The organism is Microtetraspora niveoalba (assembly GCF_001570405.1).
Taxonomy (GTDB): Bacteria; Actinomycetota; Actinomycetes; order Streptosporangiales; family Streptosporangiaceae; genus Microtetraspora; species Microtetraspora niveoalba.
In genome coordinates, this window is record NZ_BBYM01000006.1 from 130966 (window position 1) to 149528 (window position 18563).

At 73.6% G+C, this 18563-nt stretch carries 14 protein-coding genes; 4 read left to right on the forward strand and 10 right to left on the reverse strand.

Annotated elements, in window-relative coordinates; genetic code table 11:
- The first annotated feature begins 1 nt into the window (after position 1).
- Both meaB and AWQ70_RS06285 read left to right on the forward strand, forming a co-directional pair.
- Positions 2-967, forward strand: coding sequence for a methylmalonyl Co-A mutase-associated GTPase MeaB (meaB, locus tag AWQ70_RS06280; RefSeq protein WP_067171630.1), 966 nt, complete (start codon positions 2-4; stop codon positions 965-967).
- 131 nt (positions 968-1098) lie between these two features.
- Positions 1099-3042 carry a CehA/McbA family metallohydrolase gene (locus AWQ70_RS06285; protein WP_067171636.1) on the forward strand — a complete coding sequence of 648 codons (1944 nt, stop codon included), beginning with the start codon at positions 1099-1101 and terminating at the stop codon, positions 3040-3042.
- A gap of 52 nt (positions 3043-3094) precedes the next feature.
- Here AWQ70_RS06285 and AWQ70_RS06290 read toward each other — a convergent pair whose 3' ends face one another.
- The 8 genes from AWQ70_RS06290 to AWQ70_RS06325 all read right to left on the reverse strand — a co-directional run bounded on the left by AWQ70_RS06290 (position 3095) and on the right by AWQ70_RS06325 (position 13837).
- On the reverse strand, positions 3095-4492 hold the full coding sequence (locus AWQ70_RS06290) for a hypothetical protein (protein WP_067171637.1): 1398 nt from the start codon (positions 4490-4492) through the stop codon (positions 3095-3097).
- A 622-nt stretch (positions 4493-5114) separates the two neighbouring features.
- The gene (locus AWQ70_RS38645) at positions 5115-6788 is read right to left on the reverse strand and encodes a serine/threonine-protein kinase (RefSeq protein WP_169808623.1); all 1674 of its coding nucleotides are present in this window, start codon (positions 6786-6788) and stop codon (positions 5115-5117) included.
- Positions 6789-6793: 5 nt separating this feature from the next.
- Entirely contained in the window at positions 6794-8536 is a 1743-nt protein-coding gene (locus AWQ70_RS06300) for a serine/threonine-protein kinase (RefSeq protein WP_169808624.1), read from the reverse strand.
- A 164-nt stretch (positions 8537-8700) separates the two neighbouring features.
- Positions 8701-9951 carry an iron uptake transporter deferrochelatase/peroxidase subunit gene (efeB, locus tag AWQ70_RS06305; RefSeq protein WP_067171642.1) on the reverse strand — a complete coding sequence of 417 codons (1251 nt, stop codon included), beginning with the start codon at positions 9949-9951 and terminating at the stop codon, positions 8701-8703.
- Between the two features lie 31 nt (positions 9952-9982).
- Complete coding sequence (gene efeO / locus AWQ70_RS06310; protein WP_067171645.1) at positions 9983-11113, reverse strand: iron uptake system protein EfeO; 1131 nt, start codon at positions 11111-11113, stop codon at positions 9983-9985.
- Positions 11114-11177: 64 nt separating this feature from the next.
- Positions 11178-12038 carry an iron uptake transporter permease EfeU gene (gene efeU / locus AWQ70_RS06315; RefSeq protein WP_067171647.1) on the reverse strand — a complete coding sequence of 287 codons (861 nt, stop codon included), beginning with the start codon at positions 12036-12038 and terminating at the stop codon, positions 11178-11180.
- 194 nt (positions 12039-12232) lie between these two features.
- Complete coding sequence (locus AWQ70_RS06320; protein ID WP_067171649.1) at positions 12233-13417, reverse strand: serine hydrolase domain-containing protein; 1185 nt, start codon at positions 13415-13417, stop codon at positions 12233-12235.
- A 42-nt stretch (positions 13418-13459) separates the two neighbouring features.
- The gene (locus tag AWQ70_RS06325) at positions 13460-13837 is read right to left on the reverse strand and encodes a hypothetical protein (protein ID WP_067171651.1); all 378 of its coding nucleotides are present in this window, start codon (positions 13835-13837) and stop codon (positions 13460-13462) included.
- A 465-nt stretch (positions 13838-14302) separates the two neighbouring features.
- Between AWQ70_RS06325 and AWQ70_RS06330 the strand changes: the two genes are divergently transcribed.
- Complete coding sequence (locus tag AWQ70_RS06330; RefSeq protein ID WP_067171653.1) at positions 14303-15946, forward strand: ABC-F family ATP-binding cassette domain-containing protein; 1644 nt, start codon at positions 14303-14305, stop codon at positions 15944-15946.
- A 63-nt stretch (positions 15947-16009) separates the two neighbouring features.
- A complete protein-coding gene (locus AWQ70_RS06335; RefSeq protein WP_067171655.1) occupies positions 16010-16975 on the forward strand; it encodes a hypothetical protein in 966 nt (321 codons plus the stop codon).
- Between the two features lie 120 nt (positions 16976-17095).
- Here AWQ70_RS06335 and AWQ70_RS06340 read toward each other — a convergent pair whose 3' ends face one another.
- Both AWQ70_RS06340 and AWQ70_RS06345 read right to left on the reverse strand, forming a co-directional pair.
- On the reverse strand, positions 17096-17365 hold the full coding sequence (locus AWQ70_RS06340) for a TFIIB-type zinc ribbon-containing protein (RefSeq protein ID WP_067171657.1): 270 nt from the start codon (positions 17363-17365) through the stop codon (positions 17096-17098).
- A 126-nt stretch (positions 17366-17491) separates the two neighbouring features.
- Positions 17492-18550 carry a phosphotransferase family protein gene (locus AWQ70_RS06345; RefSeq protein ID WP_084516578.1) on the reverse strand — a complete coding sequence of 353 codons (1059 nt, stop codon included), beginning with the start codon at positions 18548-18550 and terminating at the stop codon, positions 17492-17494.
- Between the last annotated feature and the right edge of the window lie 13 nt (positions 18551-18563).

Sequence of the window (18563 nt, forward strand, 5' to 3'; positions counted from 1 at the left end):
CATGGGAGGCACGCTCAACGACTACGTCACCGGCGTGCTGGCGGGCGACCGGCGGTGGATCGCCCGCTCCATCACGCTGGTGGAGTCCACCCGCGCCGACCACCGCGACCTCGCGCAGCGCCTGCTCGCCGAGCTGACCCCGCACGCGGGGAAGGCCCGGCGGGTGGGCGTCAGCGGCGTTCCGGGTGCGGGGAAGTCCACGTTCATCGAGGCGCTCGGCACCCACCTCACCGGGCGCGGGCACCGGGTGGCGGTCCTGGCCGTCGACCCCTCGTCGCGACGCTCAGGGGGCAGCATCCTGGGCGACAAGACCCGGATGGCGCGGCTGGCCGCCGACCCGAACGCCTTCATCCGGCCGTCGCCCACCGCCGGGACCCTCGGCGGGGTCGCCGCCGCCACCCGGGAGGCGATGGTCGTCGTCGAGGCCGCCGGGTACGACATCGTGCTCGTGGAGACCGTCGGCGTCGGGCAGTCCGAGACCGCCGTCGCCGACATGGTCGACACGTTCCTCCTCCTCACCCTCGCCCGCACCGGCGACCAGCTCCAGGGCATCAAGAAGGGCGTCCTGGAGCTGGCCGACGTCATCGCGGTCAACAAGGCCGACGGCGAGCACGAGGTGGCCGCGCGCCAGGCGGCGCGCGAGCTGGCCGGGGCGCTGCGGTTCCTCCGGTCCGGCGAGACGGCACCGGTCCTGACCTGCAGCGGGCTGACCGGCGCCGGGCTGGACGAGCTGTGGAAGCACGTCGTACGCCACCAGGAGGGCGTCGACCTGGCCGGCAAGCGGCGCCGCCAGCAGGTCGAGTGGACGTGGGCGATGGTGCGCGACCGGCTGCTCGCCCGGCTGCGTGAGAAGGCCGGGCCGATCGCCCCCGAGATCGAGCGGCAGGTGCTCGACGGGAGCCTCACCCCGAGCCAGGCGGCGGACCGGATCCTCGCCGTGTTTTCGGGTGCGGCCGGGGATTTGTGACAAGCGGGACCCTTGATTTCCTCCTGGGTGTTATATACCGCTACCCCCAGGTGAGGAGCGCCCGGGAGACGCGGGTTTCCGCACAGAGTGTCGTGTCACCATGGCCCCGTTATCCACTACGGGGAGGCACCATGCATCACGACCCGCTGCTGCCGCCGACGGTGGCACGCGCGCTGGAGGAGTACGGCGCCCTGCTGACCGAGCACGGGATCACCTGGGGGGAACCCCCGCTCGACTACGTCCGCATGATGACGTTCCTCCGGTTTCCTGAGGAGGCGGACCGGATGGACATCGGCGCCGATCTCGACGCCGCCTTCCGGGACGTGCTCGGAGAGACCCTGCCGGACGGGCTCGTCGCCCTCCGGCTCACGCCCCACGGCCACCGCTTCGAGCCAGGGACCGTACGCGCGGTGGTGGCCGCGGAACCGCTCAGGGTCGCGCTCATCGTCGACTCCTCGCGCGACGTGCCCACCGCCGTCACGGTGGACGGCAGGCCGTACGAGATCGGGGCACGCGGGGCGCTGCTCGTGGACATCAGGAGCGACTCCGAGGTCGCCGTCGACGGCGCGCCGGTGGACCTGTCCCCGCTCCGCCGCCACGCCGTACCCTCCCGGCTGCGGCTGCGCGCCGGCTTCCCCTGCCGTTGGAGCGTGACATCGGAGGGCGGCCAGGGCTGGTACCCCGAGGGTGCGCCGCACCGCCTCGACTACCACGGCCGGCCGTTCTTCCACGGCGACGACGTCGTGCTCGACGTCCCCGCGGAGAGGCTCACCGTCCAGGTCACCCGCGGCATGGAGTACGGGTGGGCCGAGACGGCCGTCGTGCCCGAGCCGTGGGGGGAGACGCTCGTCGAGCTGACCCCCGAGCGGATCTACGACGCCGCCGCCCGCGGCTGGTACGGCGCCGACCTCCACGTGCACCTCAACTGGGCCGGCGACCTCGTCGCCCCGCCCGCGGCCGCGGCGTCGATGCAGCACGGCGAGGACCTGCACGTGCTCAACCTCGTCGCCGGGAACGTCTCCGGCGAGCGCGTCTACGACCGGGAGGCGCTCCAGCACTGGGCGGGCCGGGACCTGCCCTGGTCGGACGCCGGGCACATCGCCCGCATGGGCGTGGAGTACCGCAACGACCTGTTCGGGCACGTCCACGCGTTCGGGGTGACCACCCCGCCCATGCGCTTCCACACCGGGTTCGGCGGCGAGGCCGACTGGCCGCCCAACGGCGCCGCCTGCGGCGAGATGCGGGAGACGGGGGCGGTGCTCGCCTACGCCCACCCTTTCCACGCTCCGATCAGCACGCCGGAGGAGATCATCGGCGTGGGGCGCAGGAACTGCTCGGCCAGGGCGGTCGTGGTCGACGCAGCGCTCGGCCTCGTGGACGGCATGGAGCTGCTGCACTTCTCCGACATCGTCGGCACCGCGGAGGTCTACCGGCGGCTGATCGGCGCGGGCAACCGGCTCACGGCGCTCGCCGGGACCGACAGCATGTTGTCGTTCACCCGGCAGGAGACCGTCTCCAGCCCGCCCGGCTGGGAGCGCGTCTACGCCCGGCTCGACGGTCCGCTGACGACCGAGGCGTACATCGAGGCCATCCAGCGGGGCCGTACGTTCGCCACCACCGGGCCGTGGCTGGAGCTGGGCGTGGACGGCCACCAGATCGGCGACACCCTGAACCTGTCGCCCGGCGACCGGGTGACGGTCCGGGCCAAGGCGATCGGGCCCGAGGTCGAGCGGCTGGAGATCCGCACGGCCGACGGAGTGCTCGCCGAGGGAGGCGGCGGCGAGCTGACCGCCGCGCTCACCGTGACGGAGCCGACGTACATCATCGCGATCGCCTCCGGCGGCAGGCACCCCCGCTCGCTCCACCGGCAGGTCTACGCCCACACCAGCCCGATCTATCTCGACGTGGCCGGACGGCACGTCGCCCGCGCCGAGGACGTCCGGTGGTGCCTGCACTGGCTGGGGCTGCTGGAGGAGCTGGTACGCGGTCAGGCCCGGCTGGACGGCGAGGGGCAGCTCCGCGACCATCTCGACCTGATCGAGAAGGCCCGCGCCGTCTACCGGTCCCGTCTCTGACCGCTCCCGCCCGGCGGCCCCTTTCCACCGGGGCCGGGCGTGCCGGCCCGAGTCAGCCCGCGGCGAGGGCCTGAATCACCGCCCTCGCCATGGCCAGGGCGCCCGCCACGCTCTCCTTGCCGCCCATCAGGGTGGACTTGGGGGAGTTCAGCGGTGCGCCCTTCGGCCGGTCGGCGCCGTAGAACTCGACGGTGACCACCGTCGAGCCGTACAGCACGGCCACGTGGCCGATGCCCGCGTGCACCGTGGGTGTCCGGTTGGTCCGGTACTGGCGGTAGGCCGCGTCACCGAGACCGTTGATGTCGGCCGACTTGTACCAGAACATGCCGTCGCCGATGCCGCTCCCGGCCCATTTCCGGCCTCTCGCCCGCTGGTCGATGAACCGGTTCTTGGCACCCTTGGGATCCTCGGCTCCGACCCGGTTCGTGAACCGCTGGAGGGTGACGACCATGTTGCGCATCCGCACGCCGGTGCCCGCCGCCATGTCCCGGGTCAGCCAGATGCAGTCCGTGGTCGTGGACGCCCCGTCCTGCGTCTGGATGGCCTTCGGCGTGGCGCCCGGCGAGTAGCGCAGCGCGGCCGCCGACACCCGCGTACACGGCGCGGGCAGCGCGACCGGGGTCGGCGACGCGGAGGGGTCCTCCGACGGCGAGACGGCGGGGGTGGGGCCGGAGGCGCCCGTGTCCCCGCCCGCGTCTCCGGTCGGGTCCGCCGCCAGGGTGGGGCCGTGCCCGTCCCGCCACGCCGCCACCGACGCCGCCACCTCGCCGGCGAGCCCCGAGACCTCGCGGAGCGCGTTCTCCTCGGTCACGCCCTGCACGCCGTCCGAGGAGAGGATGGGCGCGTCCTTACGCTGCTGGCTCGCCTGGTACTTCACCTCGATCACCACGTCGCCGACGCGGCCGACCGCCTGGCCGAAGGAGTACTTGTTGTTGTTGCTCTTCTCGTCCCGCGCCCAGGTGTAGCGGGCGAACGCCTCCTCGCCGACGCCGGACAGCGTGCGGACCTTGGAGCTGTAGTACTCCTTGGTCGAATTGGCCTCGGAGTACTTCCCCGACGTCAGCTCGGCGTCGTAGGAGTCCCGGGCGACGCGCACGGCGGTCTTCTCGCCGTCCGCGTCGTACCGGGTCAGCTTGATCTCGATGCTGCGGGACCTGACGTACTCCCCGAAGGAGAAGTTGTCGTTGCGCAGACTGCAGGCCCAGGTGATGTAGCCGCTTTCGTCTCTGTGGTCCCGGGTGTCCCTGCTGCTCTGCGCCTGGGGGACCAATCGCTCCACCGTCGCGCGGCGCGGCATGGCGCACGCGTCCGGCGCGGCGGCCTTGGCCGTGGCCGGGGACGCCGCGCCCGCCGGGCGCTTGGCGACGGCGCCGCCCGGCCCCTCGTCGTCGCGGAGCACGAAGAAGGTGGTCACCGCCCCGGCCGCGGCCAGCGCGGCGACGGCGGCCACGGCCGGGACCATCCGGCCGCGACGGCGAGGCGGCACCGGTGTGACGAGCGCGCTCAACGCCGTCGGCCCGGTGGGCCCCATCGGTCCGTTCGGCGGTCCGTTCGGCGGCCCGTTCGGCGGCCCGTTCGGCGGCCCGTTCGGCGGTCCGGGCGCAGGTCCCGGCCCATGGTGCCCCGCGGGCCCGTACTGCCCGCCCGGTCCGTGGGACGCGGGCCCATAGGGGGCGCCGGGGCCGTTCGGCCCGCTCTGCCCGCTCACCCCGCTCTGCCCGCTCACCCCGTAGGGCCAGGACCGCTGGGGAGGCGCTCCCGGGCCACTGGAGGCGGGGCCGGGGTGCCCGTTCTGCCCGTCGGGCGCGGCGGAGCCAGGGGAGGGGTGGGCGCCCGCCGGCATGCCCCCCGGGCCGTTCGGCCAGGACGCCTGCGGCGGCGCGGCCGGTCCACCCGACGGGAACGCCCCGGGTGGGACGGGTCCGTTCGGTGACCACGGCGCGGCCCCTCCGGGCGGCGGTGCGGGCGGTGTGGCGGGATGGCCGGGCCAGGCCGGCGTGCGGCCGTCGTCCGCGCCCTCGTCCGGGCGGCCCGGGCCGTGTTCCTGGCTGTCCATGTGGTCTCCTCGGGGCTCAGGCGCGGCCGATCGCTTCCGCGGCGAGTGCGGCGGCGCTTTCCGCCGTACGGCGGACGGCGGGGGTGACCTTGGGGCCGTCCAGCCGGTGGTACCGCACCTCGGCGATCAGATTGTCGATCCGGAACCAGACCGTGCTGGTGGTGGACTTCTGGAAGGAGTTCGACACGTCCTGGGCGAAGCCGTCGGTGCCGGTGCCGGGTACGTCCCGGACCGCGGACGTGATCTCCGGGAAGGAGGCCCCCCGCAACGACGCCTGAGCGGAACGTCGGGCGGCGAGGGAGAGCCGGGCGGCGTCCCCGCTCCGCTCGGCCCGCACCTGAATGGTGACGGTTCGCCAGACGACCCCGTTCCTGCGGAACCGCCATGCGCACTCGCCGTCGGCCGTCGAGGTGTCGGTGGCGCCGCCGAGAAGCCCGCCCGCCTGGCCGTCGGTTAGCAGGCCACAGGGGTTCGGGGCCGTCGGGAAGCGGACCGCGCCCGTGCCGCTCGTGGTCGTCGCGGGCGCGGCGTCCGGCCGGAGGGCCAGCCAGCCCGCCGTACCGGTGACGGCCAGGACGAGGACCACGCCCGCCACGACCAGCAGCGGCTTCCGCTTCCCGGGGCGAGCGGCGCCGTGCCCGGAGGCGGGCAGGGTGCCGGATGCCGACGCGTGCTCGGGCACGTCGGCGTACGCGGCCGGGGACGGTGGTGCGGCGATGAGCGTTCGCGTGGGCGACGACGGCGCGCCGACGCCCTGCGCGGGCATGGCGTACGGATCGACGCCGGGCCGGGGATGTGCGGGCGACGTCTGGGGCCCGGGGGCGGCCGGCGCGGGGCCGAGACGGGCGTCCGGGCCCTGCGAGACCACGGCGCGCAGGGCCTCGCTCACCGCGTCGGGGGAAGGACGGGCGGCCGGGTCCTTGGCCAGCATGGCGAGCAGGAGCGGGCCGAGCACGGGCCCCGCGCGCAGCGGCCGCGGCGGGTCGTACAACAGGACCGCCGCGGTGACGGCGAGCGCCAGCTCGCGCTTGAACGGAGCCCGCCCCTCGACCGCCGTGTACAGCGTCGCGGCCAGCGACCACAGGTCGGAAGCGGGTGTGGCGGCGCCGCCGGAGAGCCGCTCCGGCGCCGCGTACCCCGGAGACCCCGCCGTCGTGAACGACGGGCCCGGCTCCGGCGAACCGGCCGTTCCGCCCGTGCCGCCCGTCCCGGCGGCCGGAACGGCGATGCCGAAGTCGGCGAGCAGGGCCCGGCCGTGCTCGTCGAGCAGGACGTTGCCGGGTTTGACGTCGTGGTGCAGCATTCCCTGGGCGTGCGCGGCCGAGAGGGCACCGAGGAGGCGCAAGCCGATCTCGGCGACCCGATGCGGGGGCAGCGGCCCGCCGTCCTTGATCTGGCGGTCCAGCGACCGGCCGCCGATCAGATCCATCACGATCCAGGGCCGGTCCCGGTCGACGACGACGTCGTGGATGACCACGATGGCCGGATGGTTGAGCCGCGCGGCCGACCGGGCCTCCTGGATCGCCCGCCCGCCGAAGGCGCGCCGGTCCTCGTCGGTCAGGCCCGGCGGCACCCGGATGTCCTTCACCGCGACGTCGCGGTGCAGCATCTCGTCCCTGGCACGCCACACGGTGCCGGCCCCGCCCTCGCCGAGGGTCTCCAGCAGGCGGTACCGACCGGCCAGCAGCACGCCGCTCATCCCTTCGCGCGCAGCGCGGCGTCGGCCATGCGGGCGGCGGTGAGCACCGTGCTGCGGATGTCGTCGTCGGTGGGCGTCGTCGAGAGCGTCGAATAGGCGGCCTCCACCACGAGGTCGCCCAACCGGAACAGCACCACGCCGGTGTACACGTGGCCCCGCGCCGTCGTGAACTCGTAGGCGAGCGCTTCGTCGCCCACGCCCTCGACGGGCCGGGGCGTGGTCTGCACGAACGCGATCGGCCGGGTCTGCCCGATCTCCTTCCAGGTCCAGTCGCCCTTGCTGCCCTTGGCGTACTTCTTCGCGAGGCTCTCGTACAGCAGCCGGGAGGACTCCTCCGTCATGGCCCAGGGGTCGGGGGTGTCGGAGTCCGTCTTGGGGATGAGGCTGACGCCCTCCCCGCTGACCGCCCACTCGCAGCCCGCCTCCGCCACCGTGCCCTTCGGCGCAGGCGCCGTACGGATGATCTGGTGGACCTGGTCGGCGGTGAGCAGGCCGCAGAAGTCCACGGGGAGCGCGAACGACGGCGAGGTGCGGTCGCCGCCGTCCGAGGGGAGCACGACGAGCGCCACGGCGGCGGCGGCCGCCACCAGCGCCGTGGCGCCGCCGACCAGGAACCCGCGCCGTCTCGTGGCCGCCGTCGGACCGGAGGGGTCCGGCGCGTTCGGCAGGGAGGGGTGGGTGGGGCCGGTGCGTGTGCCGTGGGCGCCAGGGAAGGCGACGCCGTGCGGGCCGGAGTGGTCGGCGACGACCGCCGTATGGCCCGGCCCTCCCGCGCCCTGCCATACGGGGTAGCCGGTCGCGCCCGCGAAAGGCGCGCCCCCCTGGCCGCCCCGCGGCCCGGGATGGCCGGGCCCGGGGGCGATCGGCCCCGCCGGAGCGGGCGAGGGGGAGACCGGGACGGGCGGCAGCTCGGGCGAGCGGCCCGCGGCGACGTCGGCGAGCAGGCGATGCGCGGTCGCGGTGTCCGGCCGGACGGCGGGATCGCGGTCCATCATCCACATCAGCAGCGGCCCGAGGGCGCCCGCGCGCCGAGGCGGCGGGGCGGTCCTGCTGCGCAGCGTGGCCTCGATCCGCTCGACCGGGCTCCCGCCGTACGCGGGGGCGCCCTCGGCCGCGAGGTAGAGGGTGGCGCCGAGGGACCACAGGTCCGAGGCGGGGCCGCCGGTCGCGCCGTCGAGCCGCTCCGGGGCGATGAAGCCCGGTGATCCGATCGTGGCGTCGGCCGCCGTCAGCGTGACCTGTCCCTCCAGCCGCGCGATGCCGAAGTCGGTCAGCACCGTGCGCCCGTCGTCGCTCAGGAAGACGTTCGCCGGTTTGACGTCCCGATGCTGGACGCCGTGCGCGTGCGCCTCACGCAGGGCGTCGAGCACCTCCGCGCCCACACGGGCGGCCCGTTCCGGGGGCAGCGGTCCGCGTTCCCTGACCTCGTCCGCCAGCGTACGGCCGTGCAGCAGCTCCATGATGATCCACGGCCGCTGGTCGTGGACCAGCACGTCGTGGAGGCTGACGATGCCGGGGTGCCGGACCTGCGCGGCGGCTCGCGCCTCGCGTACGGCGCGTTCGACTGCGTGGGCGCGCTCCGCCTCGTCGAGGCCGTCGGGCAGGCGGAGCTCCTTGATCGCCACCTGGCGTTCGAGCATCTCGTCCCAGGCCAGCCAGACCGTGCCCATCCCGCCGCTGCCAAGTTGACGGCGCAGGAGGTAACGAGAGGCGAGTCGTCCCCCAGAGGACTCGGGCATATCGGGAGGATAGTGGATCGCGCTCATGTGAAAGCCGCGTTGCGAGTGACTGAGGCGATCCTGTGAGGCAACCCGCGTGGCAGGGGCGGAACGGCCCGCGCCGGCCGTGTGACGGGACGCCTCGCGGTGTCTCCGGCGCGGCCGGTGCGGCGCGCCCGGCCGCGTCAGGTGAAGAGCGCGCGCCCCCAGTAGTCGCCCGCGTCCGTCACCCCGGGCGGGCAGGCGAACAGGCCGCTGGAGACGTGCTTGATGTACTCGTTGAGCGCGTCCTTGGCGGCCAGCTCCCGCTGGATCGGCACGAACTGCTTGTGCGGATCCCGCTGGTACGCCATGAAGAACAGCCCGGCGTCGAGACGTCCGAGGCCGTCGGAGCCGTCCACGTAGTTGTAGCCGCGCCGCAGCAGCCGGGCGCCGCCGTGGACCGACGGGTGGGCGAGCCGCACGTGGGCGTTGCCCGCGATCACGGGCTGCCCGTCGGGGCCGTTCTTTGCGAGGTCGGGTTCGTCGAACTCCTTCGCGCCGGTCAGCGGGGCGCCCTCGCCCTTGTCGCGGCCGAAGATGACCTCCTGCTCCGACAGCGGCGCTCGGTCCCAGGTCTCGATGTGCATCCGGATCTTGCGGGTGACCAGGTAGCTGCCGCCGTCCATCCACGCCTGGCCGTCGCCGGCCGCCGCCCAGAGCTGCTCGCGCAGGAGCTGGGTGTCCTCCAGCTTGAGGTTGGCGGTGCCGTCCTTGAAACCCATGAGGTTGCGCGGGGTCGCCTGGGCGCGGGACGTCGAGGACGTCCGGCCGAAGCCGAGCTGCGAGTAGCGCACCGACACCTTGCCGAACCCGATCCTGGCGAGGTTGCGGATCGCGTGCACCGCCACCTGCGGGTCGTTCGCGCACGCCTGCACGCAGATGTCGCCGCCCGAGATCTCCGGCGTGAGGTCGTCGCCGCGGAAGGCGGGCAGGTCGGCCAGGCCGGCCGGCTTCCGGCCGGCGAGGCCGAACCTGTCGTCGAACAGCGACGCGCCGAAGCCGACTGTCAGGGTCAGGCCGGACGCGGGCAGCCCGAGGGCCTCGCCGGTGTCGTCCGGGGGCGCCTCGCGGTCGCCGCCGACCGCGCCGAACGTCCCCGCCTCCTGGCCCTGCGTCATCCGCGCGGCGGCGGACGTCCAGTCCTGGAGCAGCTCGACCAGCTCGTCCCGCTTGTCGGTCGTCACGTCGAACGCGACGAAGTGCAGCCGGTCCTGGGCCGGGGTGACGATCCCGGCCTGGTGGGCGCCGTAGAACGGCACCGGGGCGGACGACGTCGCGGCGTGCGCGACCCCGGGCGGGTCGCCGGCCAGGGAGCGGCCCGCGACCGCGCCCGCGCCGACGGCGGCCACGCCCGCGGCGCCGAGCCCGAACAGCTTCCTGCGGCTGATGTTCATGCCCTGCTCCGTCCCTGTACGGCCGCCGGGGTCACTTGCCCACGACGGCGGCGATCCGGCTGATCGGCTCGGCCAGAGCGTTGATCACGTCGGACAGCTTCTTCAGGTCGTCCTTGGACAGGTCGGTGTGCAGCTTCCAGCCGTCACCCGAGCGGTGCGCCTCCAGCGCGGCCTCGGCGGCGGCGAACTTCTCGTCGAGCGTCTTCACCAGCGCGGCGTCGCGCTCCTCCAAGACCGGGCGCAGCGCCTGCACCGCGGCCTTGGACCCCTGGAGGTTGGCGTCGAAGTCCCACAGGTCGGTGTGCGAGTAGCGGTCCTCCTCGCCGGTGATCTTGCCGGTGGCGACCTCGTCGAGCAGGCCCTTCGCGCCGTTGCCGAGCTGGAGCGGGGAGAGCGTCGCCTCGTTGGCCTTCTCGACGATGGTCTTGATGTCGGCCATCAGCTTGTCGGCGATCGGGCCGTCCTCGCTGACGTCCTTCTTCACCCAGAGGTCCTTCTCCAGGCGGTGGAAGCCGGTCCACTCCTCGCCCTTCTCGACGTCGTTCTCGCGGGCGTCGATCGCCGGGTCGAGGTCGCCGAAGATCTCGGCCACCGGCTCGATGCGCTCCCAGTACGTGCGGGAGACGGGGTAGAGCTGCTTGGCCTTGTCGACGTCGCCGGCCTTGACGGCGTCCACGAACTCCTGGGTCTTGGCGAGCAGCGTCTCGCTCTGGCTCTTGATGTAGCGCTTGTAGCTCGCGGTGGCCTCGGCGAGCTTGGCGTCGTCGCTCAGCGGCTTGTGCTCGCCCGTCACCTTCAGCGGGTTCCTGATGCCCTTGCCGACCATGCCCGGCTTGCACGCCGTCTCGTACGTGCCGGCGGGCAGCTCGACCATTACCTCGCGGGTGAGGCCGGGCACGATGTTCTCCACCTCGCCCATCACCCGGTCGCCGCCCGCGTAGACGTAGAACTCCGTCACCTTGCTGCCGCTGTTGGTGATCGCGAACGTCGAGGTGCCCGCGGTCAGCTCCGTCGCGGCGACCTTGCACTCGGTGTCGCTCGCCGCCACGGTGATCTTGTCCGGCTTGCCGGAGCCGCCGGAGGCGGACGTGTCGGCCGTGCCGGAGCAGGCGGCGGCGAGCAGGCCGAGGGCGGCCACGGCGACGACGGCGGGGGTGCGCATAGCGGAGGACTCCAGTTCTGGGACAGGCTCGATGGGATGTCGGGGGAGAAGGGAAGGCCCGTCGTCAGGAGGCGGGCACGGTGGGCGTCCCACCGGCCGGCACGGCGGGGCCCGGCGTCGCCTTGGGACGGCCCGACGGCCGCAGGAAGAGGATGAGGACCGGAACGGCGTAGGCGACCCACGCGACCGTCTCCAGCACGCTGGGCTGCGCCGTGATGTTGAACATGCCGCTCAGGAGGGCCGAGTACCACGCGCTCGGGTCCAGCACGCCGCTGATGTCGAAGGCGTACGTGCTCAGGCCGGGGACGACGCCCGCCTCCTGCAGGTCGTGCACGCCGTACTTGAAGATGCCCGCGGCGACCAGGATCAGCAGCAGGCCGGTCCAGGTGAAGAACTTGGTGAGGTTGATCCGCAGCGCGCTCTTGTAGAGGCCCCAGCCCAGCACCACGGAGGTGAGCAGCCCGAGGGAGATGCCGATCAGCGGGCTGGAGGTGGCCGAGGCGCCCTGGGCGGCGGCGAACCACAGGAGGGCCGTCTCCAGCCCCTCCCTGGCCACGGCGAGGAACGCCATGACGACGACGGCGGTGGAGCCCAGCTCCAGCGCGTGGCCGAGTTTCTCGCGCAGCTCGCCGGACATGCGCCGCGCCGCCGTGCGCATCCAGAAGATCATGAACGTGACGAACACGGTCGCGGCGAGCGACGTGACGGCGTCGAACAGCTCCTGCTGCGTCTGGTTCAGATGCGCGGCCGTGAAGGTGAGGAGGGCGCCGAACCCGATGGAGAGGAGGACCGCCGCGGCCACGCCCGCCCACACGAGCGGCAGGCGGTCGCGGCGGTCGCTCTTCACGAGGAAGGCGACGAGGATGGAGACCACGAGGGTGGCCTCCAGGCCCTCTCGGAGGCCGATGAGGTAGCTCGCGAACACTGTGCCGCTCCTGCGAGATCGAGTAAGGCGACCCTTATTTAGGCCAGCGTTACCTTACCCGTCACATGGTCACCTCATCCAGGGGGGTAGCCGTTTGTCACTCCAGTGACGTTCGCCACGCCGGACACCGGCGGGCGGCGGCGCGGTGACGTCCGCGGGGGCGGGACTCCGGAAGGCTCGGCCGTCGAAGCCGTTCACCGGCCCCGGGCCCCGATCGTACGGCGGACCGCGTCGAGGAGGGAGGCGGCCCTCCGGTCCGGCACGCCTTCCTGGACGCGGTTCATGACATAGCCGAAGGCGAGGCCGTTCGCCGGGTCGGCGAAGCCGAGCGAGCCGCCGTACCCGGGGAACCCGAAGGCGGTCGGGCTGTACCAGAAGGCGTCGGGGGTCGGCAGGCCGAAGCCGGTGCCGATCCGGACGGGCACCCGCAGGACGCGGTCGATCCCGCTGACCCGCTCCGCGGTCGCCGCGGCCAGGGTCTCCGGCGCGAGTATGCGATGCCCGTCGACCTCGCCGATGAGCGCGGCGTAGAAGCGGGCCAGCGCGCGGGCCGTGCAGATGCCGTTGGTCGAGGGCATCTCGGCGGACCGCTCGGCCGGGTCGTCGTGGTCGAGCGGCGGCGTGACGACGCCCATCGCGCGCCTGGTCAGCGACGTGGGATCGGCGTAGGCCCGCATCACCTCGCGTGCGGGTCCGGGGAGGGTGTCCAGGTCGATCCGGGCGAACGCGTCCATGTCGATCGGGTCGGCGACGATCCGGCTGACCCGGTGGTGCTCGGTCTCCGGCAGCCCGATCCACAGGTCGAGGCCGAGCGGCGCGGCGATCTCGTCGGCGAGGAACGTGCCGATGCCGCGGCCGGTCACCCGGCGGACGACCTCCCCGACCAGCCAGCCGTACGTGTGCGCGTGGTAGCCGTGCTCGGTGCCCGGTTCCCAGAAGGGGCGCTGCGCGGCCAGCGCGGTCACCATGGGGTGCCAGGCGATCGCCTCCGCCGGCGTGATCGGGTGGTCGAGCGCGGGCAGTCCGGCCTGGTGGGTGAGCAGCCAGCGGACCGGGACGCGGTCCTTCCCGTTCGCGGCGAACTCGGGCCAGTACTCGGCGACGGGCGCGTCGAGGTCCAGCTCGCCCCGCTGGGCCAGCAGGTGTGCGCAGGCGGCGGTGACGCCCTTCGTGGTGGAGAACACGACCTGCAGGGTGTCGCGCTCCCAGGGGCGGCCGGTTCCGGGGTCGGCGACTCCTCCCCACAGGTCGACGACCTTCCTGCCGTGCAGGTAGACGGCGACCGCCGCGCCCACCTCCTGACCTCCGGCCAGATTGGCCGCGAACGCGTCACGCACTCCTTCGAATCCGGGTGCGGTGTCTCCGCCGATTTCGGGCATGCGGCATCCCCTTCCGTGCATTGGGGCGTGTCGCCGGAAGCGCTACCGGCGCCAGCTCTCGATGAGCCAGGCGCAGATCTCCGGCTCGGTCATCTCCGGAAACTCTTCGGTGAACGTGGCGAGCGCGCGCATCGCCTCGTCGCGGGTGAAGCCGCGCGCGGCCGCCGCCTTGAGGTACTCCTGGCGTGCGGCGGAGGGACGGCCGCCGCCCGCGCCGCGGCCCGGCAGGCCGTCGCGCCACCGCACGATCTCGTCCAGCCGGTCAGCCCGCCAGCCGGGAGCCCCATCGACGTCGACGTCGGGCTCGGGAAACGGGTGACTCGAACCGCTCGGATAGCGGGCGCGCCACTTGTGCACCGCGTGCCGGCTCACTCCCAGCGCCTCGCCGATGCCGAGAACGCCGAGGAAGTGCTCGGTCATGGCGCACCAACTTGTCTGTCCGGCCTCCTCCGTGGGCTCTCATTACTACCACGCCCGACGCGGAGTCCCGCTTCCGCGGGATGCGCCGAACATCGTCTCCGGTGGAGACAAGATTAACGGTGGAGACAAAACATCGTCAACGATGAAGACGATGTTCTTCTCGCGGTGGCGAATCGCCGGGAACGCGCCGTTAATGGGTGGCGTCCGCGGGGGAGGCGTGGGTACCGTGATCCCGCCCTGCCGCCTTCCGCTCGGAGAGTCCGTTGAAGTTCTGAGGTCGCCGACACCGCGCCCGTGACCGCCGCCCATCGCGGCCGGTCGGCGCATCGACCTCAGCGGACCACTCCCTCGTGCCGGGTCCTCCCCGCCAGGGCGTCCCTCCCATCGGGCATGTGCCCGCGGTGTCCTCGCCTGTCTCGCGGCCGCGCCGCCGCTTTCCACGCCACGCCCCAGGGGAGCCGCCTCATGTCTTCTTCCATCGTCTGCAGTGACCTGTCCTTCTCGTGGCCCGACGGCGCCGCGGTGCTGGACGGCCTCGACCTGGCCTTCGGCACCGGCCGTACCGGACTGGTCGGGGTGAACGGCTCAGGCAAGTCCACGCTGCTCAGGATCATCGCCGGAGAGCTCGCCCCCGCCGGGGGCACGGTCAGCGTCGGCGGGGAGGTCGGCTACCTGCCGCAGAACCTCCCCCTCGGCGCGAGCCGTACGGTCGGCGACCTGCTCGGCATCACACCCGCGCGCGCCGCGCTGCACGCCGTGGAGCGCGGCGAGATCGACGGCGTCGACTTCGACGCGGTCGTCTGGGACGTGGAGGAGCGCGCCGAGGCCGAGCTGGCCCGCCTCGGCCTCGGCGCGGTCGGCCTCGACCGCACGGTGGCGACGCTGTCCGGCGGGGAGACGATCCTCGTCGGCCTGGCCGCGCTCTTCATGCGGCAGCCCGACGTGCTGCTGCTCGACGAGCCGACCAACAACCTCGACCTGGACGCGCGAGAACGCCTGTACGACGTCGTCACGTCGTGGACGAGGACCATGGTCGTCGTCAGCCACGACCGTACGCTGCTCGACCTGGTCGACCAGATCGTCGACCTCCCGGTCCGCAGGACGTTCGGCGGCACCTACAGCGAGTACGAGGAGGTGCTGGCGGTCGAGCACGAGGCGGCGGAGCGGATGGTCCGCGTCGCCGAGGGCGACCTGCGCCGTCAGAAGCGGGAGCTTGCCGAGGCCAGGACCAAGCTCGACCGCAGGCTGCGGTACGGCAGGAAGATGTACGAGCAGAAGCGCGAGCCGAAGATCATCATGCAGGAGCGCAAGCGCCAGGCCCAGGTGGCGGCGGGCAAGCACCGCATCATGCACCAGGAGAAGCTGGCCGGGGCGCGGGAACGGCTGGCCGAGGCGGAGGAGGCGGTGCGCGACGACGCCGAGATCCGGGTGGAGCTGCCCAGGACCGAGGTCCCCGCGGGCCGCACGGTCCTGACCGTCACCGGCCCGGCGCTGCGCGGCCCCGCGTACGCGCCCGCCGCCGGCGGGAAGGCGACCGGCCGGGCAGGCGGCGGCAAGGTGCTGGAGCAGCTCGTCGTGCGCGGCCCGGAACGGATCGCCCTGCTCGGGGCCAACGGGTCGGGGAAGACCACCCTGCTCAGGAGGATCGCCGGGGAGCTCGACACGTACGGAGGCATCCGGGCGGACGTCCCGGCGCGTTACCTGCCGCAACGGCTCGACGTGCTCGACGACGCACGCAGCGTCCTGGAGAACGTCCGCGCGTTCGCCCCGTCCACGTCGGTGAACGCGGCCAGGGCGCAGCTCGCCAGGTTCCTCTTCCGGGGCGACCGGGTCGAGCGGGCGGCGGGCACGCTCTCCGGCGGCGAGCGTTTCCGGGCCGTGCTGGCCGCGCTGCTGTCGGCCGAGCCGGCGCCGCAGCTCCTGCTGATGGACGAGCCGACCAACAACCTCGACCTCGCGAGTGTGCGGCAACTCTCACAGGCGCTGGCGGCCTACCGGGGTGCGCTGCTGGTGGCCGGCCACGACCTGCCGTTTCTCCGGTCGATCGGGGTGCGGCGGTGGCTCATGGCCGACCGCGAAAGGGGGCTGATCGAGATCGATGCCCCTTGAGAGAGCCTTGCCAGGAAAGTTCCAGGTTGACACATCCTGACGGCTGTCGGGAAAGTTATACGAGTGATCTCCCCGCGACTCTCCGCGCTCGCGCTCGCCGCGAGCCTGACGTTGACCCTGACGGCCTGCACCTCGATCGGGAACGGCGCCTCCTCCGGTCCCGGCGACGCCGCCGCCGGGACCGGGAAGGACGCGGCGTCGTCGTCCGACGCCGCGCCCGCGCTCACCCCCGAGGCGTACCAGGTCGAACTGGACGCGGCGGGCGGGCCGGTCGGGACGGCGCTGCGGGACATCTCCAAGGCCCGCACGCTCAAGTCGCTCGGCCAGCGCGTCCAGCGGGCGCGGAGCGCGGTGGAGACGGCGGCCGAGCGGCTCGGGCCGCTGCGGCCGCCCGCCGAGATCGGCACCGAGCACACCGACTACCTCGCCGCGCTGCGCGCGATGAACGGCAAGCTGGACGATCTGGGCCAGGCCGTGGACGACCGGTCGCTGTGCACCGCGTCGAGCGTGCTCGCCCGGCTCGGCAAGTCGAGCGAGTTCGGCGGCCTGAAGGAGGCCGGGGCCGACCTCGCCGGAGGCGGCGACTACAAGGGAGGCGTGATCGCCTTCACGCCGCCGAAGGAGCGGACCCGCCGGCTCGGCAACGGCACCATCCTCGCGTCGGCCGTCCGGGGCGGGAGGGGCACCCTCACCGTGAAGAACGGCACGGCCGGCGACAGCGTCGTCAGCCTGGTCCTCGGCAAGAGGAAGGCCGTCAGCGTGTACGTGCGCAAGAACTCGACGGCCAAGGTGACGAACATCAAGGACGGCAAGTACCGCGTCTACTTCACGAGCGGCGTCGACTACGACCGCGCCGCGCGGGGGTTCACCCGCAACTGCGTCTACCAGAAGTTCGACGACCCGCTGCCGTACAAGACGACGTACACGGCGACGCAGATCCGCTGGGACACCTGGACGCTGACCCTCAACAAGATGATCGGGGGCAACGCGTCGACGAGCGACGTCTCCCCGGACGACTTCCCGGCCTGACGCCCCGGCCGCGGGGCTGTCCTCCCGCTCGCCGCGCGCGAGGGGCCGGTACGACGACGAAGGCCGCGATCTCACGGGGATCCCGTGAGATCGCGGCCTTTCGCGTCGCCGGGGACGCGGTCAGCTCGAGAACAGCATGCCCACCCAGCTCCGCTCGTGGCGGTGGTGGTGCCCGTGGTGGCCGCCGTGCGGGGCGCCCCAGGCCGGAGCGCCGTGCGCGGGCGGCGGCGGCGGCGCGTAGTGCTGCTGCGCCCACTGGCTCTCCAGGCGGGTCAGCGTCTCCAGCTCGCCGTAGTCGAGGAAGATGCCGCGGCAGTTGTCGCACTGCTCGATGTGGATCCCGTTGCGGTCGAACGTCCGCATGTTCCCGCGGCACTTGGGGCACTGCATCAGATCTGTCTCCTTGATCGGGTAACCGGCTGGGTACCGCTGTGCTGCTCGGGTGGTGCTGTGCTGCTGGGTCGCTGCTCGGGTGGTGCTGGGTGGTGCCGGGCACTGCTCGGCCGCGCCCCCGGGTCAGGCCCGTGCGGACGCGAGGATCCTCTCGCAGGAGGACACCAGCGCCCGCGCCGTCCCGTCGAGCGGCCGCCCGGCCCGCCGCGCCGTCGCGACCGCCGTGGCGGCCAGTTGGACGGTCAACGCCCGGGCCGGCGGGTCGAGTTCCCTCCACGGATCGTCCGGGCCGACCGCGACGCCGCCCGCCGCCAGGTAGGCGCCGAGGAACCGGTCCCAGGCCGACGTGGCGAGCAGGCCGGAGGCGAACCAGGCGGCCGGGCGGGCCAGGTCCCACGCCGGGTCGCCCCATCCGAGGTCGTCCGGGTCGATCAACGTCCAGGCCCCGCCGATCCTGACGAGCTGCCCGAGGTGCCAGTCCCCGTGGACCAGCGCGGACCGCGTCGCGGTCGGCCGCGGTTCCCGGCGACCGGCGGCGAGGCTGCTCCAGGGAAGGGTCCCGTACGCGGCGCGGATCGCGGGCGGGACGCCGGGCAGGCCGTCGAGCGCGGCGACGGCCCGCGTGAGCCGCGCCGTGCCGCCCGCCGGAGGAAGCTCCGGCGGCGCGGGAAGCGCGTGCAGCCGGGCCAGCAGCCGCGCCCCCTCCTCCCACGGCGCGTCGTCGTCCCCGGCCTCCAGGTCGGCGGGGGTCAGCGGCTCGCCCGCCGGCCAGATCGTGACCAACCGGGCGTCCAGCCGCTCCATGCCGAGCGGGGCGAGCATCAGGCCGGGCAGCCGCCCCGCCACGTCCAGCCGGGCCCGCAGGTCGTCCTCCGACGTCCCCTCGGGATGCGCCTTGAGCACGACGTCGCCCACCCGGACCACCACGACCCCGCCCCCGGCGCGCTGGGGGTCGGTGGCGGCGTCCGCCGTGCCCGGGCGAGGGGGGACGACCCTGTCCGCCGGTTCCACTGGTGAGGACCCGGGGGCCGAGCCGGTCCCGGCGCTCCGCTTGAGCACGGTCACCGGGCCCTCGCGGGGCGCGAGCCGTACGAGACGGGCGATCAGGTCCGCGCCGGGCGCGCCCGGCGGAGCGGCGGAGGAGAGCACGGCCCCGGCCGGTCCCGCCGACGGTTCGATCATGGCCCCAGCCTAT